13 protein-coding genes are annotated in these 23,218 nt (G+C 43.8%); 4 read left to right on the plus strand and 9 right to left on the minus strand.

Annotation, left to right across the window (positions count from 1 at the left end):
* The first annotated feature begins 146 nt into the window (after nt 1–146).
* Entirely contained in the window at nt 147–1,475 is a 1,329-nt protein-coding gene (locus ACQEXU_RS09730; protein WP_367990178.1) for an anaerobic C4-dicarboxylate transporter, read from the plus strand.
* A 54-nt stretch (nt 1,476–1,529) separates the two neighbouring features.
* On the opposite strand, the gene ACQEXU_RS09735 is transcribed toward ACQEXU_RS09730, so the two are convergent.
* Together ACQEXU_RS09735 and ACQEXU_RS09740 are read right to left on the minus strand one after the other, a co-directional pair.
* Entirely contained in the window at nt 1,530–9,569 is an 8,040-nt protein-coding gene (locus ACQEXU_RS09735) for a cadherin-like domain-containing protein (RefSeq protein ID WP_427010648.1), read from the minus strand.
* A complete protein-coding gene (locus ACQEXU_RS09740; protein WP_427010649.1) occupies nt 9,463–11,667 on the minus strand; it encodes a retention module-containing protein in 2,205 nt (734 codons plus the stop codon). The genes ACQEXU_RS09735 and ACQEXU_RS09740 overlap by 107 nt, the downstream gene beginning before the upstream one ends.
* 402 nt (nt 11,668–12,069) lie before the next feature.
* Between ACQEXU_RS09740 and ACQEXU_RS09745 the strand changes: the two genes are divergently transcribed.
* Nucleotides 12,070–13,653 carry an EAL domain-containing protein gene (locus tag ACQEXU_RS09745; protein WP_427010650.1) on the plus strand — a complete coding sequence of 528 codons (1,584 nt, stop codon included), beginning with the start codon at nt 12,070–12,072 and terminating at the stop codon, nt 13,651–13,653.
* On the opposite strand, the gene ACQEXU_RS09750 is transcribed toward ACQEXU_RS09745, so the two are convergent.
* From ACQEXU_RS09750 to ACQEXU_RS09780, 7 genes are read right to left on the minus strand one after another with little or no spacing between them, the layout of a single operon-like run.
* Complete coding sequence (locus tag ACQEXU_RS09750; protein WP_427010651.1) at nt 13,630–14,415, minus strand: LytR/AlgR family response regulator transcription factor; 786 nt, start codon at nt 14,413–14,415, stop codon at nt 13,630–13,632. The genes ACQEXU_RS09745 and ACQEXU_RS09750 overlap by 24 nt on opposite strands.
* Entirely contained in the window at nt 14,384–15,463 is a 1,080-nt protein-coding gene (locus ACQEXU_RS09755) for a sensor histidine kinase (protein WP_427010652.1), read from the minus strand. The genes ACQEXU_RS09750 and ACQEXU_RS09755 overlap by 32 nt, the downstream gene beginning before the upstream one ends.
* Before the next feature lie 11 nt (nt 15,464–15,474).
* A complete protein-coding gene (locus ACQEXU_RS09760) occupies nt 15,475–16,734 on the minus strand; it encodes a hypothetical protein (protein ID WP_427010653.1) in 1,260 nt (419 codons plus the stop codon).
* Nucleotide 16,735: 1 nt separating this feature from the next.
* Nucleotides 16,736–17,479, minus strand: coding sequence for an outer membrane lipoprotein-sorting protein (locus ACQEXU_RS09765; RefSeq protein WP_427010654.1), 744 nt, complete (start codon nt 17,477–17,479; stop codon nt 16,736–16,738).
* Entirely contained in the window at nt 17,472–18,731 is a 1,260-nt protein-coding gene (locus tag ACQEXU_RS09770; protein WP_427010655.1) for an ABC transporter permease, read from the minus strand. The genes ACQEXU_RS09765 and ACQEXU_RS09770 overlap by 8 nt, the downstream gene beginning before the upstream one ends.
* Nucleotides 18,719–19,402: an ABC transporter ATP-binding protein gene (locus ACQEXU_RS09775; protein WP_427010656.1), complete on the minus strand. Its 684-nt coding sequence runs from the start codon at nt 19,400–19,402 to the stop codon at nt 18,719–18,721. Before ACQEXU_RS09775 ends, ACQEXU_RS09770 begins: the two co-directional genes overlap by 13 nt.
* A 9-nt stretch (nt 19,403–19,411) precedes the next feature.
* A complete protein-coding gene (locus tag ACQEXU_RS09780; RefSeq protein WP_427010657.1) occupies nt 19,412–20,056 on the minus strand; it encodes a hypothetical protein in 645 nt (214 codons plus the stop codon).
* Between the two features lie 654 nt (nt 20,057–20,710).
* Between ACQEXU_RS09780 and ACQEXU_RS09785 the strand changes: the two genes are divergently transcribed.
* Nucleotides 20,711–21,613, plus strand: coding sequence for a hypothetical protein (locus tag ACQEXU_RS09785; protein ID WP_427010658.1), 903 nt, complete (start codon nt 20,711–20,713; stop codon nt 21,611–21,613).
* Nucleotides 21,614–22,052: 439 nt separating this feature from the next.
* The gene (locus tag ACQEXU_RS09790; protein WP_427010659.1) at nt 22,053–22,961 is read left to right on the plus strand and encodes a hypothetical protein; all 909 of its coding nucleotides are present in this window, start codon (nt 22,053–22,055) and stop codon (nt 22,959–22,961) included.
* Nucleotides 22,962–23,218 lie beyond the last annotated feature (257 nt).

Below are 23,218 nucleotides of genomic sequence, written 5' to 3' on the forward strand. Positions count from 1 at the left end.
CCAACTTAACGAATTGATTTCGTGAAGAAAATCTTGTTCCTGTCATTCCATTTTTGTATTGGTAAGTTGTGTGACCAAGAGTCGAAAAAAAAATCCCACTTAGAGAGAAAATGCTGATATCACAATAACTTAAAGGGATTATTAGTATGCTGTATCTTGAGTTTCTCTTTCTATTGCTCATGCTCTACATTGGTTCTCGGTATGGTGGCATAGGCCTCGGTGTCGTGTCGGGTATTGGCCTTGTCATCGAAGTCTTTGTTTTCAAAATGCCACCAACATCCCCACCGGTAACGGTGATGTTGATCATCCTTGCCGTGGTTACATGTGCATCCATCTTGGAAGCCGCAGGTGGCTTGAAATACATGCTCCAAGTTGCGGAGCGGTTATTGAGACGAAACCCTAAACGAGTCACGTTAATCGCCCCCTTTGTCACCTACACAATGACATTTCTACTCGGGACAGGACACGCGGTCTATTCGATCATGCCAATCATTGGCGATGTTGCATTGAAAAATGGCATTCGTCCTGAACGTCCAATGGCGGCTTCCTCTGTAGCCTCGCAGATTGCGATTACGGCCTCTCCAATTTCCGCAGCCGTTGTGTACTATTTGGCGCAGCTTGCTGATATTCAACATGAAATTACATTAGTTTCGATTCTGATGGTGACAGTACCAGCAACCTTATTTGGTACATTACTCATGTCGCTTTACAGCCTCAAACGAGGAAAAGAGCTGGATGATGATCCAGGTTATCAAGCTCGACTAAAAGATCCTGAATGGCGTAAGCGCATTGAAAGCACAACGGCGACTTCGTTGGACGAAGTGCTCCCTTCTTCCGCACGTAACGCCGTACTCATTTTCTTAGCTTCTATCGTGACCATCGTTATTATCGCTATGGTTCCTGAAGTACGCACTATTGTGGATGGCGAAAAGCCGATTAGCATGTCAATCATTATCCAGATGATGATGCTGTGTTTTGGTGGGGTTATTTTGCTGGCAACTAAAACAGATCCACGCGATGTACCAAACGGTGTGGTATTCAAATCAGGCATGGTCGCAGCGATTGCTATTTTTGGTATCGCATGGATGTCAGACACCTATTTCAAATATGCCATGCCTCAGTTCAAATCCGGCATCGTAGAGATGGTGACAAACTACCCTTGGACCTTCGCTCTCGCGCTATTTATTGTTTCTGTAGTGGTGAACTCTCAAGCAGCAACGGCGCGCATGATGTTACCTGTCGGCCTTGGATTAGGCTTAGATCCCGCACTATTGATTGGGATTATGCCAGCAGTGTACGGTTACTTCTTTATTCCGAACTATCCTTCTGACATTGCAACGGTTAACTTCGATACATCCGGCACTACCAAGATTGGCAAGTGGTATTTTAATCACTCGTTTATGTCTGTTGGTCTCATTGGTGTTATTGGTGCTTGTTGTTTAGGCTACGTTTTAGGACAAGTTGTTATTGGTTAATCAATTAAAAACGCCCTCAATCTATGAGGGCGTTTTGTTTTGCAAGTGACTAAATTATGTATCGTGCATGATCACATTTTGCTCTAACAAGGTATTTACGATTTGCGCGGAATCCATACCACTGAAATCGATTTGTTGTCCTAGATTTTCAACCACAATCGTTTGAGACTCCCCACCCGTAGAATCCGCATGTACCGTCAATTCGATGTTATTGGAATCTACAACTTTGGCATCAAGATGTGCAAATAACGCATCCATATCAACCGTTGGAGATTGGAGCTCAGGTAAGACTTCTCTCAAATCAATTTGGTCGCCTTCTGTTAAATTGAAGTCTGTGATGGTGTCTTGGGCACCATTATCAATATCACGCCAAACAAACACATCTGCACCCGTGCCGCCCGTTAGGATGTCTGAACCTAGGCCACCCTCTAATACATCAGCACCTGCGCCACCAAGAAGTGTATCGTTACCTTCACCACCAATCAGATGATCAGCACCATCACCGCCTTCGATACGATCATTACCACTGCCAGATTGAAGCGTAGCGCCTTCATTTCCAGCCGCAATTAATGCATCTTCCGTTAGTGTTGGCTGAATTACATCGCCACTATCAGCTGTCACTTCTAGATTGACCACCACAGGATCAGACGATGCTGTTGAATCATCTGACTCAGTTGATACCGCTGTCACAGTGATTTGATGCGCGCCTTCAGGTGCGCCTAGAATAACCAAGCTTTCTATTGCGTCTTCAGAAACTTTCCATACATTTCCGTCTTGAATGACGCTACCTGCACTGCTCATTAACGTCGCACCATCAGGCACATTGGTCAGCTCAAGCGCAAGCACTTCATTAATATCAGCGAGAATGGCAATTAAGCCTACCAACGCGATCCCTTGATTACTGACACTTTGCTGAGCGTAAATGTGCTTCACGTAGTTAAAGTCAGGGTCAACTGACAATGACGGTTGCTGAGCAACAGGCTTAACGTCAATGGTAAAGGACTGTTCGTCTTCTAAAACCATGCCAGAAGCATTCTCATAATAGACGCCCTGATCATCAGCTTTAACAGTAAACTGAACCTGCTCCATCGGAATACCACTGGTATCCACAAACACACCAACGCTTGGATCGCTTGCTGATAGCAATGCGTTGATGTCGCTAATGCTACCTTCCAAGATCACCTCACCATTAATGCCCGAGGAAATTACCACTGAACTTCCGGCAGGAGCAACAACCGAAAGCACTCCATAATCCACACTTAGTGTCACACTCATTGACTCGCCAGCATGCGGCCCAGTGTAATCCACATCACTGACTGACACGCCAGAAATCTTCTGCCCAGCGCCTTCTTCAATTTCAGTAGTAATACTGCTTCCATCAATTTCAGGTGCATCATTGGTTGCTTCCACGGTAAATAAAGCGTTGCCTTCCACCGTTTGCGGATCGGCCACGCCATCCGTGGTGCCATCATCAGTAATGTCGTAACTGAAGCTGACATCCCCATAGTAGTTTTCTGCTGGTACAAAATGCCAAGTATTAGCATCTATTTGAACCAAGGTCCCCATCGCAGGATCGCTTAGCACTAAATTAGAGACGGTTAAGTTGTGGGATTCAATATCGCTGGCATTGGCAAGCAAATCAGCAGATGTAATAACCATTGGATCTGCTTGGTCCTCTTCAATATTTGGCAATGTAACAGGCGTGGTTTCTGGGGCGTCATTCACTTCCGAAACGTCTACGGAAACTTCAAAGTTTTGTGATGGGCCATAGTCTACTGTCGTGCCATCTACACCCGTATCTTTCGACTGCACGTTGAACTGAAGCTTCCCATCCCAGTTTTCATGGTTGTTGTCACCTGAGTTGAATACCACGTTATCCAACTGCTGAGCTGAGATTTCAAATACCCATTTTCCGTCAGCGACTTCAATTGGCGTGACTCCTGGAATCGAAATGGTCGCGCCGTCAGGGACGCCGGAAATCTCAACTCGCAAGGTCTCTGGCTCATTCTCTTGGTAATCACTGCTTGCAGGAAGTGAGTCTTTATTGTCGACAATTTGAGCATTGATATCGATCTGGATATCTTCTCCTTCAATACCTTCAACGGTATCAACCGGATCAACATCCACGACGTCCCCTTTCGGTTGCACATCGATGCTAATACTTGGCAAATCGACATCATGTTTTACCGGCACACCCAACAAGTTTTCTTGGGTAAACACTTCCATATTGATATCAACATGACCGCTAAAGTCTTTTGGTGGCACGATTTGAATATTGCTTAGATCAAGTTCACTGCCTGCACCTGCTGGTAGCTTAATACTCCATTCACCATTACCGTTATTCTTAACCGTGTAACCACTTCCTGATACAGCTTGAACCAAGAAACCATCCGGAACATCAGTCAGCTTGAGAGAAATAAACTGTTCGGAGCCATCGGTATCGGTCAGTGATACCGTCACAGGATCTGTTGTTGCTAGTGAGATTGGTTCATCTTCTGTTCCAACAATATCAATGACACCATCGCCACCAGCTCCAGAGACCTCAATATCATCCACAACAGGTACAACTTCGAAGCTAACATTCGTATTAAACTGACCACTATCAGATTCAGAAGCGGCACCCGTTTGATCGAACGTAGCGGTATCTGTCACTGTACCAGAAACATTGATCGTCACTGTGTTGTCATCGTTGCCCGTCGGGTAATTATGCGCAGGCTTGAACAGTACCTGATCCAATTTGCCAGCAGCAATGTCAGCAGCGGAGAAAGTAATACTTGTCCCTAACGCATTACCATCGGCATCATAAAACTGACCAACACTTGCATCAGCTAATGTTAACGTAACTTCGCTAAGAACTTCGTCTCCCCCATCAACACCGTTAAAGTTATCCATTAACGTCGAGGTAAACGCGAGTTGAATGTAGCTGTCTTCGTATCCGACAGTGTCAGCCCCTGCGGTTCCATCGATATCGATAGGATCCATATTTTCATCCAATGAACCAGACACTACCACATCAAATTCCGGCGTCAGTGTACTGTCATTAGGCTGAGTGCTGTCTGGTGTGTCAGCAACAGGAGAGACCTGAATGGTTACATTTTCTGTGGTTGTTTTCTCATCCCCAGAAGAAACATCAGTAGTAATGATGGTAATTGGAAGCTCAAAATCACCAGAGAAATCTTCAGGCAAGTTCAAGTTTAGCCCATCAAAGCCTGTCAGGTTTCCATCTGCATCTATCCCACCTTGGAAAACATATTTTCCGTTGGTGAAATCAATATCGTTCGCGCTGATAGAGATCGGGTAACTCTGACCATTGATCGTCACCGTTCCGTCAATCACAATTGTGACAATGTCTTCTTTGCCATCATGACCAGAAATCACAATTTCATCAGCGAGTTGCTCACCTAAATTGACTGAGTTGTCCTCGGTGCCAGTAATGACGGCAGTATCTTTAATATCAACCTCTGCCGCTTTATCTGGATCATGTGGGTTCACTACTTTCGGGAAGGATAGTGTCACGTCCGTTTCACGTTCAGCGCTGTTAGCTGCTTCGGGAGAGTCTTCTCCTGCATCCGTCACTTTGGCAAAGATAGTAATATCTATGGTATTTTCTTGGCCCGGTTGGTTTTGGTCGAACAAATTCAGGCCATTTGGCGCTTTGATGCTGAAGTTTTCTTCATCGGTGATCACCCAACGTCCATTTCCTTCATACACTGCACCCACGATCACGAGCTGTTCAAGTACGGCTGGATCAGTATTATTGAATTGAACCACCAATTCAGTCACCAGCTCATCTGAAGAGCCATCGGTTTCCAAGTAATGGATAATATTGGCGTCACCATTGGCATCGTTGATGGTAAATTCAATGCTGCCATCATCACCAGCGTGAATTACAGATTCAGCAGCACCCGCCGCATCGGTCACTTCCAGCTTGTTGTCAGCATCTTCCGGCTCTACCACCGGAACCACAGTTACATCAATTTGGCCGTTAACCACTTTCTCAGCAATGCCTTGGCCCGGATTAGATGCATCTTCATATTCAGCATCGATTTCCTTCACTGTCGCTGTAGTTGTTAGGGTGAAGTCGGCACTAGAATCAGCTTCTGGCTGGATCTGGATAAAACCATTTTGACTGATCAAGTCAGAGAACTCTTGTTCTGATATTCCATCCGGCTCAAAAGATAGCTCACCATTTTCAAAGGTGATTTTTACCCCATCAATGGTAACTGTAGTGCCTTCAGTAAGTGCCGTTGCCTCACCATTAATAAAGACAGAAGCACCGGAAGGAACACCCGAGATCTGGAGATCGGCGTAGAATTCATCCGCATCAACTTTTGTCCCTTCTGGTTGCCAGTTGATGGTGATTTTACTGTCTTCATTCCCACGAGAATGCGATAGATAATTGTCTTGCGTATCAATGACTGGCGCCACCTCAATCACGATTGGTTTCTCAACCGTAATTGAATGCCCGTCATCTTCAGTTACAACAATGGTCGCTGTGATTTCAATATTAGCCGTTGCCGAATCCACAGGACGAACAACAATACCAGTATCAAAATGGAGCGCACTAATGTCCGCTTCATAAATAGGTTGTCCATTGCTATCGTAACCAACAAACGTTAAGTCAATCGTTGTCCCGTCACTGTCTTCAAGAACCACGCCTTCAGGAATATTCGAAAGTAGCACAGTTAATGACTCTGATTGATCTAACGGTTTATCTGAGTACTCTCCAGAAACAACAGAGAAATTGAGCTCCGCTGTACCATTTTCATCGATGGTCGTCTTGATGCCCGAGGTGTCACCTTCAGTAAATTCACTCCAATCGGTGTTGCCATCTTTAATGACAATCTCTGGAGTGTCAGCAACCCCTTTAATCGCAACATTGACTTCCTTGTTGCCTAATGAGGTTTCATCAACGACAGTTGTTCCATCGGATAACGTCGCCTGATCTTTAATGATCCCTTCAACGTTAAACGTGAAATCTTGGTTGCTATGTAGCGGTGGCAATATTTCGACTGAATCTAGATACTGCTCAGGGATCTCGTAATACACCGAACCGTCAGGCAATGTCACTTGCGTGATCTGGCTTGGCATCGACGTATCAAGCCATACCAATTCAACACCATCAACAGAGAAGTCAGAAATACGCACATACATTGACTCAGAGCTATCTTGGTCCGGTGAAGGTGTCATTGTCACCACTTCACTGACCAATAGCGGATCATGCTCCTGTGTTGGATCGATTGCATTCTGATGGGAGGCGTTATCTTCAAATATGTCCACTCGGTTTACTGAGAAAGAACCTTCATCAGCCACTGGCGAGACATCAATGATCACTTCTTGGACTTCAGATTCTGCGGTCTCTTTTCCGCTGACTGCGTTGTTGCGTTCTTCTGTAATCGCCACTGCGTCAAAACGAATCTGACCAGAGAAGTTATCATTAGGATCTACTTTTATTGAGTTGATATCTGCTGCGGAAATCAAATACACACCCGGTGATGATTCAGTAATAGGTTGTCCGTCAGCGCCAATCAATACAAAATTCCCAGCCCCTTCAGTCACGGTGAGCTGATAGGTAATCGCTTCTGGTTGACTATCATCTTGCGTATGAGCCGTTAAGTGCAACGTCGCGCTCGCGTCATCTTCGTCGAGTGAATAATGGTATGTACTATTGTTGTCATCCCAGGTTGCGATATCAGCAACACGCTCAACTTCAACTTTAAAGTTGCCATCTAGTGAGTGATCCAAGCTGCCATTATTATTGATATCCATGGTGTAGTTGACATCAAAACCATTTTGGCTGGTTGAGAAGTGGCGATCGGGAACAAAATACAAATTATCGATGGTCGCAATCGTGTCGCCATTTGCATTCACGGTGGCACTTTGCTGAATTAACTCTGCGGGTAAATGAATATTCCCTGAGGCATCCGGGGTTAGCTCATATAACAAGCCATCTTTTTCATAAAAGAATGTTCCATGGTGGTCCCCCGCATGAATAGTCAAGCCACCAATAGACTCGTTGTTATCAGCATCGTGAAGATTCACACTTAAGGCAACTTGTGCCAGATCGTCAGGCAACGAAGCTAAGTTATCTTCTGCGTTTTCCATATCAACCGTTACGCCAGGCGCAAACGCAATACTGTCATTGCGACCCGAGTCCTCGAATGTCACCACTTTAAGTGGGATCATCGTGGCTTGCTCATCGGTGATAACAATCTCGACAGGCTGTGTCGAGGTATCTTTATCCCCATCCGTTGCTGTTACATTGATCGTGAATGAGATGTCATCACCCTGATGCTGCAACGTATCTTTGGAAACAAACTCAATTTGACCATCGCTATTGACCGTCAGTTCACCAAGCTCGCGTATCTCGGTGCCATTGACTTCATACACTTTGATTGATGATTCACCGGATGGGATATCAAACGTCGCGTTGATATCTGCTGGGGAGTCACCAAACATGATATTGACACCATTTGCACTGACCCCTTCAAGCTGAGTGAGCGACGCACCATCGGCACCTTTATCTGTGTCAGTGGCAAACATATCAACCGACACCGGATTTCGGCTGCCCTCCACTGTCTCTATTGTTTGAGCCGTTAACGTTGGTACATCATCCACCACAGTCACAGGCAACGTAAACGAATCGCTACTGTCACCGTCGTAATCTTTCGCTACGACTGTAATGTTAATTGTGAGCTCATTTTCTCCTGCACCATCAGCATGGTCTAGAGATTGAAGCAACTCGAAACGGTAGCTATTGTCACTCGCATCAAAAATGATTTTGAAGGCTGGTGTGTTGGTACCTTCAATGACCGCCGTATATGTAGTTTGAGTACCGGATGTTTCAACCGTCGCCCATTCCAAGACGCTACCATCAACGGATAAACCATTCAAAATCGCATCAGGATTAACAAGCTCGTAAGAGGCAATTTCATCAGCCCCTTCCGTAACATCAAAGTGACCATTAATCACACTATCATCTGCACTGACGGTATCTGAGCCAGATGCTAGATCATCTTCATCAATTCGATTTTCGCCAGTAAACCCATCAATACTTGGTTTGTCATCCGTTACAGTAATTGGTAATTCAAACTGCGCGGAGACATCGCCATCGCCATCTGTTGCCGTCACTTTGAAGTTCAGTAGCAAGTCATCAAGATTCACATCATGATCCAATGGCTGTTTAAGCTCAAAACTGTAACTGCCGTCGCTGTTGAGTATCAGTTCAAATACGACTTTACCGTCTGCCATCGCTTGGTAAGTAGTGGAACCTGCTGTGACAGATTCCGTCATCGTTAGCGGTTCGCCAGCAGACGTCATATTTTCAATGACTGCATCTTTGTTTGCGAGCTGATAAGACACCACTTCATCAGCGCCTTGCTCAGTGACAAACTCACCATTAATTACATTGCTCGGCTTCGCATCAGATCCAGTGGCAATATGACTTTCATTGATCGTGGTAACACTGCCTGCAGTGATATCTTCAATGGTCGGAATATCATCTTTTATCGTCACTTGGATATTGGCTTGCGCTGAGTCGTCACCATCGGTATCAACCGCATAAATCGGCAACGTAAACTGAATATCGTCATTGCCAGATCCACTGTGATCCAACTCTTTTTGAAGCGTAAAGGTGTATTTACCCGGAGAATTGGCATCAAATTCAATACGGAATACAGGAATGACCGTCCCTGACGCATCAGTGATCGTCGCCTGATACACCCCTTGGGAAACTTCAACGAGAGTGACATTCTGCCCGTCAGAAGTTAGCGTTGTTGCCGTATTGAATGCATTGACATCAATACGAAAATGACTGAAATCATCACTACCTTCAGTGAAGGTAATTTCGGCAGTTTGTGTGGCGTCTCCTGGAGCCGAACCATGACTTAATGCACTTTCCGCTAAATTCACACTCTCAACACTGGTGATTTCTGGCAGAGCACCATCAGAAATATTAAGCGTTAGATCGGACGTTGTTGTGTCGCCATCAGCATCGGTTGCCGTAAACTGCAGTTGCTTCTGAATGGTTTTCATCGGCGCTATGATCAATATCACGCGCGACTTCAAAGCGCACACTACCATCACGGGTAACATACAAGGTTCCTTCTGCAAAAGAAAAAGCCTGCTCTTGATCTGCGGGTAAGTCATCGCGCAATGTGTAGCTATCAGTGCCGTAAGTAAATGAAGTGATGAAAGCACCATCCGCACCCGGTTGATCGAATAAGGAATAGGATGCGACCTCGCTGCCTGCAACAACAGGCTCAGTCAGATCAAACGACTGATCAACCAGAGATGGTTCATCATCCGTTACCGTGACCACAATTTGCGACGCATGCTCACTGCCACCAGCGACTATCGATGAGCGGTCGCCATCGGCATCAACGGCATAAATGGGCAAGTTAAATGAGAGTTCGCTATCATCAGCACCTAAGTGGTCAAGCTGTTCTAGCAAAGTGATTTCGTATTGCCCTAAAGCCGGGCTATCCACTTTAACTTCGAATACATTGATTTGCTGACCATCGATGATGATATAACCGTTATAAGTTCGTACACCATTCTCGTTCGAGGCAAGCTCAAGCATCACGGCTTGCCCTTGTGAGGTTAACGCACCATCTTGGTTAAATTCACTCGGCTCAAGCTCAAAATGATCAACCGCATCACTACCTGCAGTGAAGTCGATTGTACCCGTGTCGGTAACCGCAGCCACTCCTTCTTCTGAACCACCCGCAACACCTGATTCAGATAAATCTAAGCCTTCAGTGGCGTTAATCGTAGGGTTCTGGCCATCAGTAATGGTGACGTTTAGCGTATTGTCAGTGGTGTCCTGATCAAAGTCAGTGGCAAGCACTGGAAGACTCAGCTCAATATCATCACCGTTACCGACCTGCTCTAATGGAAGGTTTTGTTGGAAAGAAAACTGGCCATTTGCATCAACACTAACCGTTAATACCGTTTCCTGTGTCCCATTGATTGTCACCGTTATCGTTGTCTTATCATCGGATAAGGTCGCGGTGATGGCTTGGTTATCACTTAAAAGATCATCAAATTGTGCTAATGCATCTTCGGTGAAAACGACAGACTGGATTTGATCGCTTCCCTCTTCAAACAACGTGCCGTTCAGGCTTGCTGATTCGGATTCAACCGTTGTGACATCGGTGGCTTGGGCCAGTGGGTTGGAGCCATCAGAAATACCAACACTAATATCAATTGGGGATAGGATCTCATTACCCGCATTATCAGCACCAGTCACATCCAAATTCACAATGATTTGGTCGCCTGCAATAGAAACCAGCCCCCCACCAACAGATGGATTGTGATCAATGGGCTGACTAATGGTCGCAGTAACGGAAAGAGACACATCAACACCAGAGCTCACCGCATCAATATCAATACGGACAACTTCATTACCGCCCTGTTCACCGATAATGGCATTTTCAACGGTATCATAACGAAAAGTAACCGGCTCTCCGGCAGAAGTAATATCTGAATTTAACTCAGCTAACAACGCAGCAAGAGAATTGGCTTCCGGAACAAAAGAGGTAGGATCGAGAGGTAAATCACCTGAGTTAACCAACACTGAAACGGTGGTAGATTGAGGGTAAGAACCTTGAGATAAAATACCTTCCTGAAGACTTGCGGCAAGGCCTTCACCACCCGCGGCCAAAATCAGTGGGTCAAATTGCTCTTGCTCTTCTTGGGTTGTCGAATCGAAACCTGCGGTTTCAAAGAATGTACTGGCTATCGTCTCAGCAAAATTATAATTAATCGTCACAAAACCAGCATTTGCTGAACCAGAAGCACCTGCACCTGCCGCAGGCGCTTCAAGGATCTGTGTCGGGTCGGCCCCCGCTAAAATTGCATCTTGGATTGCAGCAAAGTCATCTTCAGTAATCCCACTGTCATTCAGTAAGTCAGTATTTACTGAGACTTCTCCGTTTATCGGGGTAACGGCAATAAGATCGCCATCAGCTAAAGGCTCATACAAGCAAGCTAAACAATTTTCATCGACAAGAAACTGGTTACCATCGGCAACAAGAACGACAGAAGAGCGATTCACGGTAATGAGAATTTCGTTTCTCTCGAGCGTCTCTCCAACATTAACAATTCGGGCATTGCCGTTATGTTCAACTGCAATGACTTCCCCAGTAATCTTTTGTACGACGGCCTGTTGACCAATCACCTCTACAGCCATATATCCCCCCGACTTTCGACAAACTTAAGCTGTTCACTTTTTGCCCTGCGTGCCTTTTAATGTTATGGCACACTTTTATAGTATTTGACTTACAAAAGTATCAAAGGATATCGTCTCATGGATAATAATTAGCAGATATTCTTACCAATAAGAGGAAAAACCAGAATTTAAAACTTAAAAATGGACGACTTTATTGACATCATGAATAGCACTTGCCGAGAGGTAGCAGAAAACTATCGAATGATAGTCGGTAAAGTGTCTCGTTTGGCGTTTGTTTCATAAATAAGACAGATACAAAACTGCGATTTACAATAAGCGTGATAGTATTCTAATAACAAAATGAAATTTATAACTTTTTTGCTAGACGGCTTATAGTGAATAAAAACGTTGGCTTAACTCTTTATGCAGCACCAGAGATCTAATATAAAAAAAACAAACAGCTTTATTGCACAAGCTATAGACCACCTACCCAACTACCTCCCCGTAGTCATTATCTTTATGGTCGTTGTTTTGACTGCTGTTCTGCTCAATTTCTACCACGTACGAAACCATGCCATGGCTGATGGTAAAGCCTCTATTGCAATACTCGAAAACCATATCAATAAGATTTCAGATGAACTAAGAGCGCTAAAAACACAAGTTAGCGACAGTTGTACCACCAAGGACAAGCTAGCCCTTCGTTCATACGCGTTTCATTCTGAAATGCTAAAAGAAGTGGGGATGTACAGAGACAATTACGTCATTTGTACTAGCAACGAAGGTAAAACAAAGATCAAACTGTATAACTCGGTACTAGACCGAATCTACCACTCCCCGAGTAATACAACGATTTCACTGACGGAATCTAAAAGCAAGCTGCAAACCTTTTTTGTGTACGCCTCTGAAAAAGAGAGAGAAGGTATAAATGCATTGATGCCACCAAAGCAGTTCATCCAACTGGTTGAGCCGTTATTAGCCGAACAAAACTATGGATACCGTATCCAGGTTTTGGATCAATCAATCATCAGTGACGCGGGTTCAATGGAAGATGCCCATACGCTGTTTAGCTTCTCATCGCATCTTTACCCACTATCGATCACCATTTATTTGAATGCCACCACCTTCCAACACCATTTTTTCGAACATATTTGGCAAGCTATTTTTATTGCTAGCGCCTTGTCGGTGGTGTATTTACTGATCCGCTACCAGACCCTTGCGAAAAGATCGATGGAATTTTCACTGCTAAGTGCCATTGAAAACGATCAAATTGAGCTGTACTTACAGCCGATTGTCGATAGCAACGATCATACGTTGAGCGGTTGTGAGGCGTTAGTTCGTTGGAATCATCCAAGCCAAGGGCAAATATCACCCGATATTTTCATTCCTTTAGCTGAGAAGTTAGGGGTTATTGATGTGATCACTAAAAACACGCTCGACTCTGTGGCTAGCTTCCTTTATCGCAATAAAAAGCTACTAAAGAATCGTTATATCAGCGTTAATATCAGTCGAACGCTCATTATCGACAATAGCTTTATCCAATACCTGCAAGATTTCGCTAAAAAGCACCCCAAATTGGTATCAAAACTATTGCTAGAAATTACTGAAAACGTGGAATTTAGTGCGGATGAGCTTGAAGAAGCCGTCGCATCACTGAAAGAACTGCATGCCAGCGGTTATCAGATTGCGATTGATGATTTTGGTACGGGTTATTCAGGTTTGAACTTTATCCACCTACACCCATTCAATGTGATGAAAATTGACAAGGTCTTCATTAAGAGCCTTCATGCTGAATCCTCCATCACCCCAGTTTTGGTCTCAATGATACAACTTGCGAAACAACTGGACATGAAGGTCATTGCCGAAGGGGTAGAAACAGAGCAGCAACTTTCACAATTGAACGAGCTTGGAGTTAGGTACATTCAAGGCTTCTATTATTCTCAAGCGATTAAGCCAGAAGAGGTAACGGCAATGAATTTTCGGAATTCACCAATGGTGAGTGAATTTTGATTGCATTGCCCGGCTCACTGAAAGCTTATTACCTTGAATATATGCATACATTTTACCTGTAAACTCTTTCTTTACTTTTTCAACCGCTGAAACATTAACTACCGTCGAGCGGTGGATCTGCCAGAAATGTTCTGGGTCGAGCTGGTGAAGCAACTCTTTAAGCGAAGTTCTGAGTAAAAACTCCTCTATTTTACCCATGTTTGATTTGTACAGAGTGACGTATTTATCCTCCGCTTTGAAATACAACACGTCAGATACGGAAACCAGATGGATGTCTTCGCCTTTTTGAACACGTATCCATTTCAAGTATTCTGCGGTCGATGTTGAGGGTGATAAAGATTGCAGCTTTTCAAGTAATACCGACACATCAGGATTTGCGTCAGAACTAGATGACGCCCTAGCCTGTATACGTTCCAAGCTTTTCGCTAATCGCGCTTCAGAGACAGGTTTTAACAGATAGTCTATCGCATTATTATCAAAGGCTTGGATCGCATATTCATCATAAGCTGTGATAAAAACCACCAGTGGCGCTGTGGCCATTTTCGACAGTTGCTTAGCCACTGACATTCCGTCGAGCTGCGGCATTCGAATATCGAGAAAGACGACCGTAGGATGATATTGCTGAACTAATTCAATAGCTTCAGCACCATTGGCAGCCAAACCTACGATCTCAAGTTCTGGCCACAACTCTGCCAACATCTTATCTAAATGATGCCTCAATAAAGGTTCATCATCTGCAATTACTGCCGTTATCTTGCTCATCTATCAATCCATTTGACTGTATTAATGTCTCTAGTGCCGCTCTGTTGATTGTGATATGACTCGTTGTCCCACCTTCCCGGTTTTCACTCAAACCCAAGGAGGCATTCCCAGCGAACAGAGCGTGTAATCGTTGACGAATATTGTCTAAGCTGATGCCATTTCCCGTCGTTGAGTTGCCGCCAGATAACCCAACCCCCGTATCCGTGATTCGTATGTGAAATAATTCATCATCACAAGTAATGCTCACTTGCACTTTGCCACTGTCAGATTTTGGCTCGATTCCGTGCTGAATTGCATTTTCAACTAAAGGCTGCAGTAACATTGGAGGTAAAAGGGTTTCTCTCAATGACGATTCAACACTCACCTCATACTCTAACCTATTACCTAAGCGAATTTTATGAATCGCTAAATAGGCATCAACCAGAGACAGCTCATCTTCAACGGTAACTAATCGGCGACGGCTTTTTTTCAAGGTTGCTCGCAGCAGTTCGGTGAGTTTTTCGAGCATTTTGCTCGCAGAAGGTGGATTTTGTTCAATTAACACATTGATATTCGCCAAGGTGTTAAAAAGAAAGTGAGGTTCAATCTGGCTTTGTAATTGGTTCAGTTGGCTCAGCAACAAAGCCTTCTCTTGTTCCGACTGCTTACGCTTAGCAATTTCGAGCTCTTTTTCTGCCACAATTTTCTGCTCGTATGCATAAAAGTAAAAGAAGCAAGCAACGGTAAATATCAGCCCAAGTGCCATCACTGGTTGCAGATCAGAAAAGTCACTAAATTTTTCATACTTCTTAAGCCAATAGTGGGCATTGGCGGTGCCAAAGATCATCGAGCTGGTCACCGATAGTAGATTAATAAAACGATAGGGTAAATCTGGCTTATAGACGCTTAGTAAGTGGGCAGTAAATACCGCAGAATAACCGTAACCAAAACTGATGGCTAAATGCTCACCCCATGCACTTGACCAAATCATCTTGGTAATGACTGCAATCACTAAACAAAACAGTGACGTAAAAACCAAACTTTTACCAAACCCACGCCAGTGACTCATGTGATTGTCCATCAGAACTTCCCTTTTAAGTTAAAAAGAATCATATACTTGTCTTGCAGATTTGCATACGCAGATGAATCGCTGCCAGTAAAAAAGCGTGCGGCAAGCTCCATTTCCATCGAAGCATCTCCTGAATCGAATGCTTGATAATTTAACCACTGCGTAGCAATCACACCTCGATCATCTGGGGAATACATAACATCCAATGTCGGCGTTAAATCTGAAAGCCAACCTAGGTTCTGGCTCCAGTTCCAATGCTCCCATGCGGAACTATCTAACGTCCAATGCAGCATAATATTATGCTGCACCAAATTAACCTGCTGGTAACCTAACGCATAGCTGCTTGCCAGTAATGCTTCATTTTGTCGCTTAAGCATAGAAGCATGATCAAAAGCGCAGTGCCAATCTTCTTTATCCCAAGCGCGACTGTCATACCAATATTCGGCAATCACATGATGACCAACCCCATTTGCCCAACTTAGCCCGATCAATGCTTGGTACCCATGTGCCTCTTCTTGCAATTCGACAGGCTGGAAAACGCTTCCTAACGAAAAGTACTGGTATTGACGTTGGTATAACGCAGAGCCATGAAGCTCAAGCTCACTGTTTAAAACCGTTACTAGAGAACCCGCAACCAGACCATGTCTGACATCATCGTAATACACTAGGCCTTGCCATTCATGATCATCAACCAACATATATCGACGAATACCAATTCCTTGTTGCTCAGCCGCTTCAGACAATTCCGAACCTGCTTGGCTATTCCATGAGGAATCACTGTAAATGAGGCTCCATTCACCTGATTGTTCAAAGCTAGAAAGCACAATCGCCCCCGCTCCCTCTTCCACTTGTATTCCAACAGGATTGCGCCGATAAGGTTTGAAGACATCCAATGGGCGGTAACCGTAACCTACCCCCCAATCGAGACGCATTTTTCCAACACTCATATCCAGCGATGTCGTTCCCAACTCAAAACTTGATTGCCAGAATAGCTCTTGGACCACAAATTCAGCATCAAACTGATGTTGAGATTCATTGCTATACAGCTCACTTCCCTTGATAGCAAAAAGACCAGTCCAGTTTTTCCATGTTATTTGTGCATCCAAAAGCGCATTGACACTTTGAGCGTTATTGCGTTCGCTATTAACAAAGATCGTGCTTTCACGTTTTTCAACGTAGTCAGAACTTATCATCCAGTCCCACTCAATCTGAACGTTCGCATTCACAGAGCTGGACACAATTAAAAGCAATGCAACACTGATGGCTTTCATATCAGAGATCCACTTGAGAGTTACGTGTTAGAAACGCCGGGTTGTAATACTTGTCTGCCAGCTGATACGGTGTCACGGCTTGATATTCAATCACCGTTTTCTTCGCAGGCTGGATCTGATCAAGCAAAATCATCGCATCGACCCGAATGCCTTCTTCTCCGCCTCCTTGCTGGAATAACGCTTGTTTTGCTAGCTTACCCGAATGTAAGTACAAATCTGCTTTTAGTGGAAAATCATTATCCGCAGTGAGCCACAACGTGATTCGCTGATAACTCGCACCTTTTGTTTTCGCGCTCAATTCCAGTTTATTACTCTGTATGGTGCGACCATCCAAGGTAATCACCTCTTCACCCACCAGAGCACCTTGGTAATCATCGCTCCAAGTTAGCGTAGAAACATCGCCAACCGACGCCTCACCCAGCAGTTTCTGCATCGGTGTGATTCGAATTGGACGGCGACTTTTTGGCATCAACAACCAATAGTTATCACCCAGCATCAACATTTTTTGCCCAGCTTCAACTTGAGATTTGAACACCACCAGAGACTCGCGGTTCTCGCGGGTATAGACATGGTATTGGCGTGTCTTATCCAACTTGTCGTGTTCATATAACTTCACTAACGACACGACTTTGGCTGCATTTTCATTTAAACGATACTGATCAGCTTGTTTTAGCATCTGTTCAACTGTGTTCGCCCAAGAAGACGAGCAAATAAAGAGTAAACTGGTTAATAGCAACTTAGACATAAATTAACGCCTCAGTAATAGGTTTATTCACCCCTTTGCGTGCAGAAATCCAAGCTGCAAAAACACAGATGACCAGCACGCTACAAGCGGTATAGGCAAGAAGTTCGAAAGAAAAATAGACATTCAGTGGATAACCTTCGGTACTCCCTGGAGGAGGAGGCATTTGAATGTCAGACACAAACAAGATGGCGCTTATTAACGCTGTAAGCACACCACCAAGTAGTGAGCCGATCAAAGCCATAAGAAGAGACTCTTTAATAAATTCAGCCACGATTTCGCCAGGATAAGTGCCAAGAGCAGACAAGGTGCCAATTTCACGAGTGCGTTCCGTTACAGACATGGTCAACGTATTAAACAACGACACAAATACCACCATCGCCATCACTGCGCCCATGATTCCGAAGATTCGGTCATACAGATTCTTCACTTTGTCGTAAAAAAAGGCGCGTTGCTGCCAAGGCGTCACAGCCATGTTTTGTGCCAAATCGACTTGAGATAATGCACTTTCGACTTGAGTTTGTACGGCATCAGTTTTTTCAATATCAAACAAGTAAACAGACAATGTACTCACTTTATTGGAAGCGAGTAGTTCTTGAGCCGTATTCACGTGTATGTACAGCTCTCGCTTATCCAATTCGGGCACCCCAGTGGAATAAATCCCCTGAACCTTAAAGTCAAAGGCATTCAACGCACCATCGGTTGTGGTCACTAACAACGTGATCCAATCTCCAACGATGACTTTTAAATTTCGCGCTAAATCCACGGCCAACATCACTTCAGGTTCCTGCGCGTTGTAACGTGGACTGGCAATGTTTGAAAGCGTTTTTCCTTCTCTGACATCAAGGAAAGGCCCCTTCATATCAAACTCTCTGTCATTCACGCCATTACCTACAAAAATGGTCGATTTGCTGCCATTTGAAATCAATCCGTTAAAGTCGATGTGAGGCTGGATGCCACGGATATCAGGATTGGCCAACAAGCCTTTGATCACTTCTTCGGTGTCCGCTAAACCATTTTCTAAAGGCACTTCTTCATCAAGCTCAAAGTAATCTGGCTGGCTTAAAGTTAGATGACCGATATCGCGCGCGGTTGATTCTCGCAACGACTCGTAGGTATACAAGCCAAAGCCTCCTGCACTGGTCAACGCAAAGACTGCAATAGCAACAATCGCAACAGATAACATGCTACGGCGCGAGTTACGCGTAAGATTCAGATATGCCAACCGTATGGATTGAGGGATTAACTTGCCCATCGCATTTCCTCCCCTTTAATTTCACCATCAGACAACAAAATAGACCGGTCACAATGCTCTGCCATACGTGGGTCATGCGTTGCAACAACAAAGGTGGTTCCCATTTCATGACCTAGCGCCTTCATTAGCTCAATCACCACATTCGCGGTATGACTGTCTAAACTGGCGGTCGGTTCATCTGCGATTACCAGTTGAGGGCGGTGAACTAATGCCCTTGCGATAGCAACGCGTTGTTGCTGGCCTCCTGAAAGGCGATCGGGACGATGCTCCATAAAGCCCCCAAGCCCGACTTTTTCCAGAATATCTTTCGCTCGTGCTTCTCGCTCAAATGCATTAAAACCATTGAGCATTAATGGATAAGCCACATTTTCTAATGCTGTCATGACCGGAATTAAGTTAAAGCGCTGGAATACAAAGCCCAGTTGAGTCCGGCGAATCTGCGCTGCAATATGCGAATCCTTTGGGCACGCTCGGCCAGCAAACAAAACCTCTCCCTCGTATTCCATATCAAGCAGTCCAAGGATATTCAACAGCGTACTTTTACCTGAACCGGAGGGACCACATAATGCCACCATCTCTCCGTTGGAGATCTCACCAGTCACCTGTTTAAGCGCATCAACATATTGCTCCCCGAGTTGGTAACGCTTTGAGACTTTCTTGAATTGAATCATGATATTACCTCAAACAGATTGCTGGATAATCGCTTCCGCTTGAAGCGTCATCGGGTGGGAAGCATTTTGTGTTTGCATCACATTAAGCCATTTCATCGCTTGCTCAGCATCGTCCGCACGCAACGCAGCTTGAATCGCGTAGATATAGATCCAAGACGTGGCTTCATAACTCTGAGCAGAAAAATCCTCACTTGAAAGCAGATCTAAAAATAGATCGTAACCACGCTCAAAATGATTAAACATATCGGGCAATGAAGTGTATGTGGCCGCGGCAATTGCTTGAGCAAGAATGTTCTCGGGTAGTCCTTGTCGCCACTCTTGCTGTTTAAGATCGGTTGGCTGATCAGGGATCAGACTCAATCCTTTTGCAATAGTCGCTAAACCTTGCTCGGTATATTTCATCTTGTTCCATGGTATAAACGCATCTCTGCCCATCAAAGTTTGGGTACTACCGAGGTAAACCAAACTGAGTGCATCAGCCCCTTGCTTACTGATCTGCTGAGTGAGTTGCTGATACACCTCACTGACTTTGTTTTCATCCCCTTCCGCCGCTAGATTGTATTGACCAATCAATGTTTCACTTGGGGCTGCCATAGTAGATGTTGAAACCATAGCCCCTAGAAAAATGCCCAGTACAGATTTCTTCACATTCATCGCTTTCGTCCTTATCTGGTCGTGATGTTGGAAGATTAATCAATGCATTGCCAAGGTGCTTAGGTTTGAGATAAGTGGTAACAATATGGCGTCAACTGAAAATAATCAGGATGAATGGTTAGGATCTGCTGATCTTTCGAGATGCTTCGCTTCATTAAGTTGTCAGGTAGCAGCGCGGCACTTTCTGAATCAAGATCATTGATTGCTTAAAATCGTTAGACCTATGGTCTAGTTCAACATGTTGATGGGAGCCCCATATTTCAGGAGTAAGATGGCCAAGCAATCCAGCACATTAGATGATAAGCCATGGAAAGAAGGTATGAATTAAACGCAAACCATATCGGTACTGATCCAACTTTCAATTAAAATTATTGATAAATAACTAAATAATCATTTCTATCAACAAGAACAGAAAAATACAGCGCCAAACCAATAGATACAGCATGTTAATTATTTGGAACCACTTCCATTCACAGTACCAAATAATTACCAAATCAATATTCAAGATCACTAATGCAAAACTTCTTTGTATATGATGACTCAACCTTTTGTTCATTGACGCATGAAGCAATGGTTGATGAACAAAGGACTCAGTGATCCGGTCGCTATGCGACGGAATGGTAAATTAATGATCATCGTAATAAAGGATTCCCAATGAGCGTCATTATCGGTACAACTAACCTGGACGGAACAGGTTCTTCAGCAGATCTAACACCTGAAAACGGTTTTATCGTTCCTGATTTCTTCAATCAAGACGGCATAATTGCAGCGACAATTAACAGTCAATATGATGTGCCATTCACAAGCTTTGTACTTCAATCAGCAGAGTGGAATAAAGCTGGTTACAAAGAAGCGAAGGTTGATGGTTCTTACGAATCAATCACGATCGACAACTTTGTTGATGTCGACATCACTAACCAATCCTCAACCGGTACATCTCACATCGATGTGCTCAATGTGAAACGTGGCCAAATCGATACTACAGGTGTTGAGTCTGACGATTCGATTTATGTTGGTGTTAGAAGTAACAGCGACGCTTGGGGTAACACGTTTGAAATTGAAACCGGTGCGGGTGATGACAATGTCACACTGGCTGGTTTTATGGGCTCAGAATATACCGAATTCAAGATTGAGCTTGGTGAAGGTAATGACGTAGTTGACATCTCTACCATCGAAGCAGCTTCTCATGCAGACAAAGAACGTGTACTTGAAGGTGGCGAAGGCCTTGATAAGTTAGTCACAAACGGCGATGCGATAGTTCGATTTGAAGGTTTTGAAGTCGTCGAAGGTACCGGGTTTGAGAGCGGTCTAACTCTGGATGCCGAAACGCTAGAAAACAACGTGGGTAACGACCTAGGTTTAGTGGTCGCAAACATCGACGTAAGCTTTGGCGAAGGTATCAGTGAATACGAAATTGAAATGCTTGATCAAGAACATATCGATTACTTAGACCAATTAGGTTATGAAGCAACTGATTTCAGCCTAGTCAATGTCTATACCGATGCTGATGAGTCATTCACTCTCTTAGTTGAAGACGATGACTACGCACTAGTTTAATAAAAAGGCCGCCTTCGGGCGGTTTTTTATTTCTTTTTAAAAACTAATTTCATAACCCTTAATATATAACAACGGATTATTCTTAATCACGAACTATGCAACAGCAACAGCTGACATAAGCGTCAGGTTTTTCCTGTATATGCACTTGATCCCTAATTGAAATTACGGTGAACTTCAGAATACCTATGAAAGAAAATAAGAATAACGCTTAAATTTTAATCAAAATACATTCACTCAATATATCAAACAAATGCAAACCGATCATAGATTTATTGATACATGCAATTGAGTTTATAAGTGCGTTTAAAAATCATAATTTAGAACTAATTAAGCCAATAGTACCAAAATAAAACCAAAAGACTTTCACTACGATTACAAATTCTCAACTTTATATAAGAATGTGCTCACAAATTAATTCCATCATACTAGGAACAATACAATGAGCATTATTATTGGTACCACGAATACTGACGGTACAGGTTCTTCTGTTGATTTAGATGAAAACAACGGCACATACATCAACGACGATTCTTCACTAACTTGGAATGAAGACGGCGTGACTGTAGAGTCCGATAACGAAGATCACAGCAAGATTGATAGCATTATTATCAGTTCTGATGAGTGGAATAAAGAAGGTTACAAAGAAGCAAACCTAAATTCTGAAGCAACTTACATTGATATTAACAATGTTGTTGATGTGAACATCGTAAACAGCACGGCTTCACACTTCTCAGAAATCAATGTGATGAACGCAAAACGTGGTCAAATTGATACATCAAATGGTGTCTCTAATGACGTAATCAATGTAGGTGTTAAGAGCAACAGCGATAGCTGGAGCAACCATTTCGATATCAACTCTGGTCACGGTAACGACGAGATCACAATGACGGGTATTGAAGGTTCTCAGTACACATCATTCTCAATCGATGCAGGTAAAGGTAACGACACTGTTGATGTTTCAGGTATGGCTTACGCTAGTAATGCAGACAAAGAACGTCACATTGAAGGTGGTAAAGGCTTCGACACGCTAATTGCTAACGGTGACGACACCATCACGTTCGAAGGTTTCGAAGTTGTTCAAGGTACTGGTTTCGACCAAACCTTGACTCTAGATTCAGACGCACTTGCAGCAAACTACAAGCCTGGTTTTGGCTTGGTTGTTTCTGATATCGACGTTGAATTCTCTGATGATGTAACCATGGTAGAATCTCACGACCTTGGTATGAAGCAAGTGAACTACCTAGAGCGTATGGGACTAGATTCTGACGATTACCACCAAGTAAACGTTGTATCTGACGGTGTTGAATACACCATCCTAACGAATGACGATTCATTCGATATCGCTTAATAATAAAGAAGCTGCTCAAACGAGCAGCTTTTTTAGGCCTCGGTTAACCGAATCTTACCTTCAACTTTATATTCCACCTATTTGCCAAAAATCAGTTCATACACCCAAATCAACAACGGAACATAAGCCAGAGTTTTATTCGTGATTGGATTACATTCACAGTAAAGTTAAATATGTTGTAAGTTTTTTCTTAAAGAGAATAAAAATAAAAAATTTAAAATAAATTGACAAACTTTGAACATAATTAATATCAATCT

The organism is Vibrio sp. TRT 21S02 (assembly GCF_050113675.1).
GTDB lineage: Bacteria > Pseudomonadota > Gammaproteobacteria > Enterobacterales > Vibrionaceae > Vibrio.

What these genes read in the sequence shown, in the direction of transcription:
- ACQEXU_RS09770 (WP_427010655.1), bottom strand. Translation starts at nt 18,731, where the DNA reads ATGGGCAAGTTAATCCCTCAATCCATACGGTTGGCATATCTGAATCTT.
- ACQEXU_RS09730 (WP_367990178.1), top strand. Translation starts at nt 147, where the DNA reads ATGCTGTATCTTGAGTTTCTCTTTCTATTGCTCATGCTCTACATTGGT.
- ACQEXU_RS09765 (WP_427010654.1), bottom strand. Translation starts at nt 17,479, where the DNA reads ATGTCTAAGTTGCTATTAACCAGTTTACTCTTTATTTGCTCGTCTTCT.
- ACQEXU_RS09755 (WP_427010652.1), bottom strand. Translation starts at nt 15,463, where the DNA reads ATGAGTCACTGGCGTGGGTTTGGTAAAAGTTTGGTTTTTACGTCACTG.
- ACQEXU_RS09735 (WP_427010648.1), bottom strand. Translation starts at nt 9,569, where the DNA reads ATGTTACCCGTGATGGTAGTGTGCGCTTTGAAGTCGCGCGTGATATTG.
- ACQEXU_RS09785 (WP_427010658.1), top strand. Translation starts at nt 20,711, where the DNA reads ATGAGCGTCATTATCGGTACAACTAACCTGGACGGAACAGGTTCTTCA.
- ACQEXU_RS09775 (WP_427010656.1), bottom strand. Translation starts at nt 19,402, where the DNA reads ATGATTCAATTCAAGAAAGTCTCAAAGCGTTACCAACTCGGGGAGCAA.
- ACQEXU_RS09790 (WP_427010659.1), top strand. Translation starts at nt 22,053, where the DNA reads ATGAGCATTATTATTGGTACCACGAATACTGACGGTACAGGTTCTTCT.
- ACQEXU_RS09750 (WP_427010651.1), bottom strand. Translation starts at nt 14,415, where the DNA reads ATGAGCAAGATAACGGCAGTAATTGCAGATGATGAACCTTTATTGAGG.
- ACQEXU_RS09745 (WP_427010650.1), top strand. Translation starts at nt 12,070, where the DNA reads ATGCAGCACCAGAGATCTAATATAAAAAAAACAAACAGCTTTATTGCA.
- ACQEXU_RS09780 (WP_427010657.1), bottom strand. Translation starts at nt 20,056, where the DNA reads ATGAATGTGAAGAAATCTGTACTGGGCATTTTTCTAGGGGCTATGGTT.
- ACQEXU_RS09760 (WP_427010653.1), bottom strand. Translation starts at nt 16,734, where the DNA reads ATGAAAGCCATCAGTGTTGCATTGCTTTTAATTGTGTCCAGCTCTGTG.
- ACQEXU_RS09740 (WP_427010649.1), bottom strand. Translation starts at nt 11,667, where the DNA reads ATGGCTGTAGAGGTGATTGGTCAACAGGCCGTCGTACAAAAGATTACT.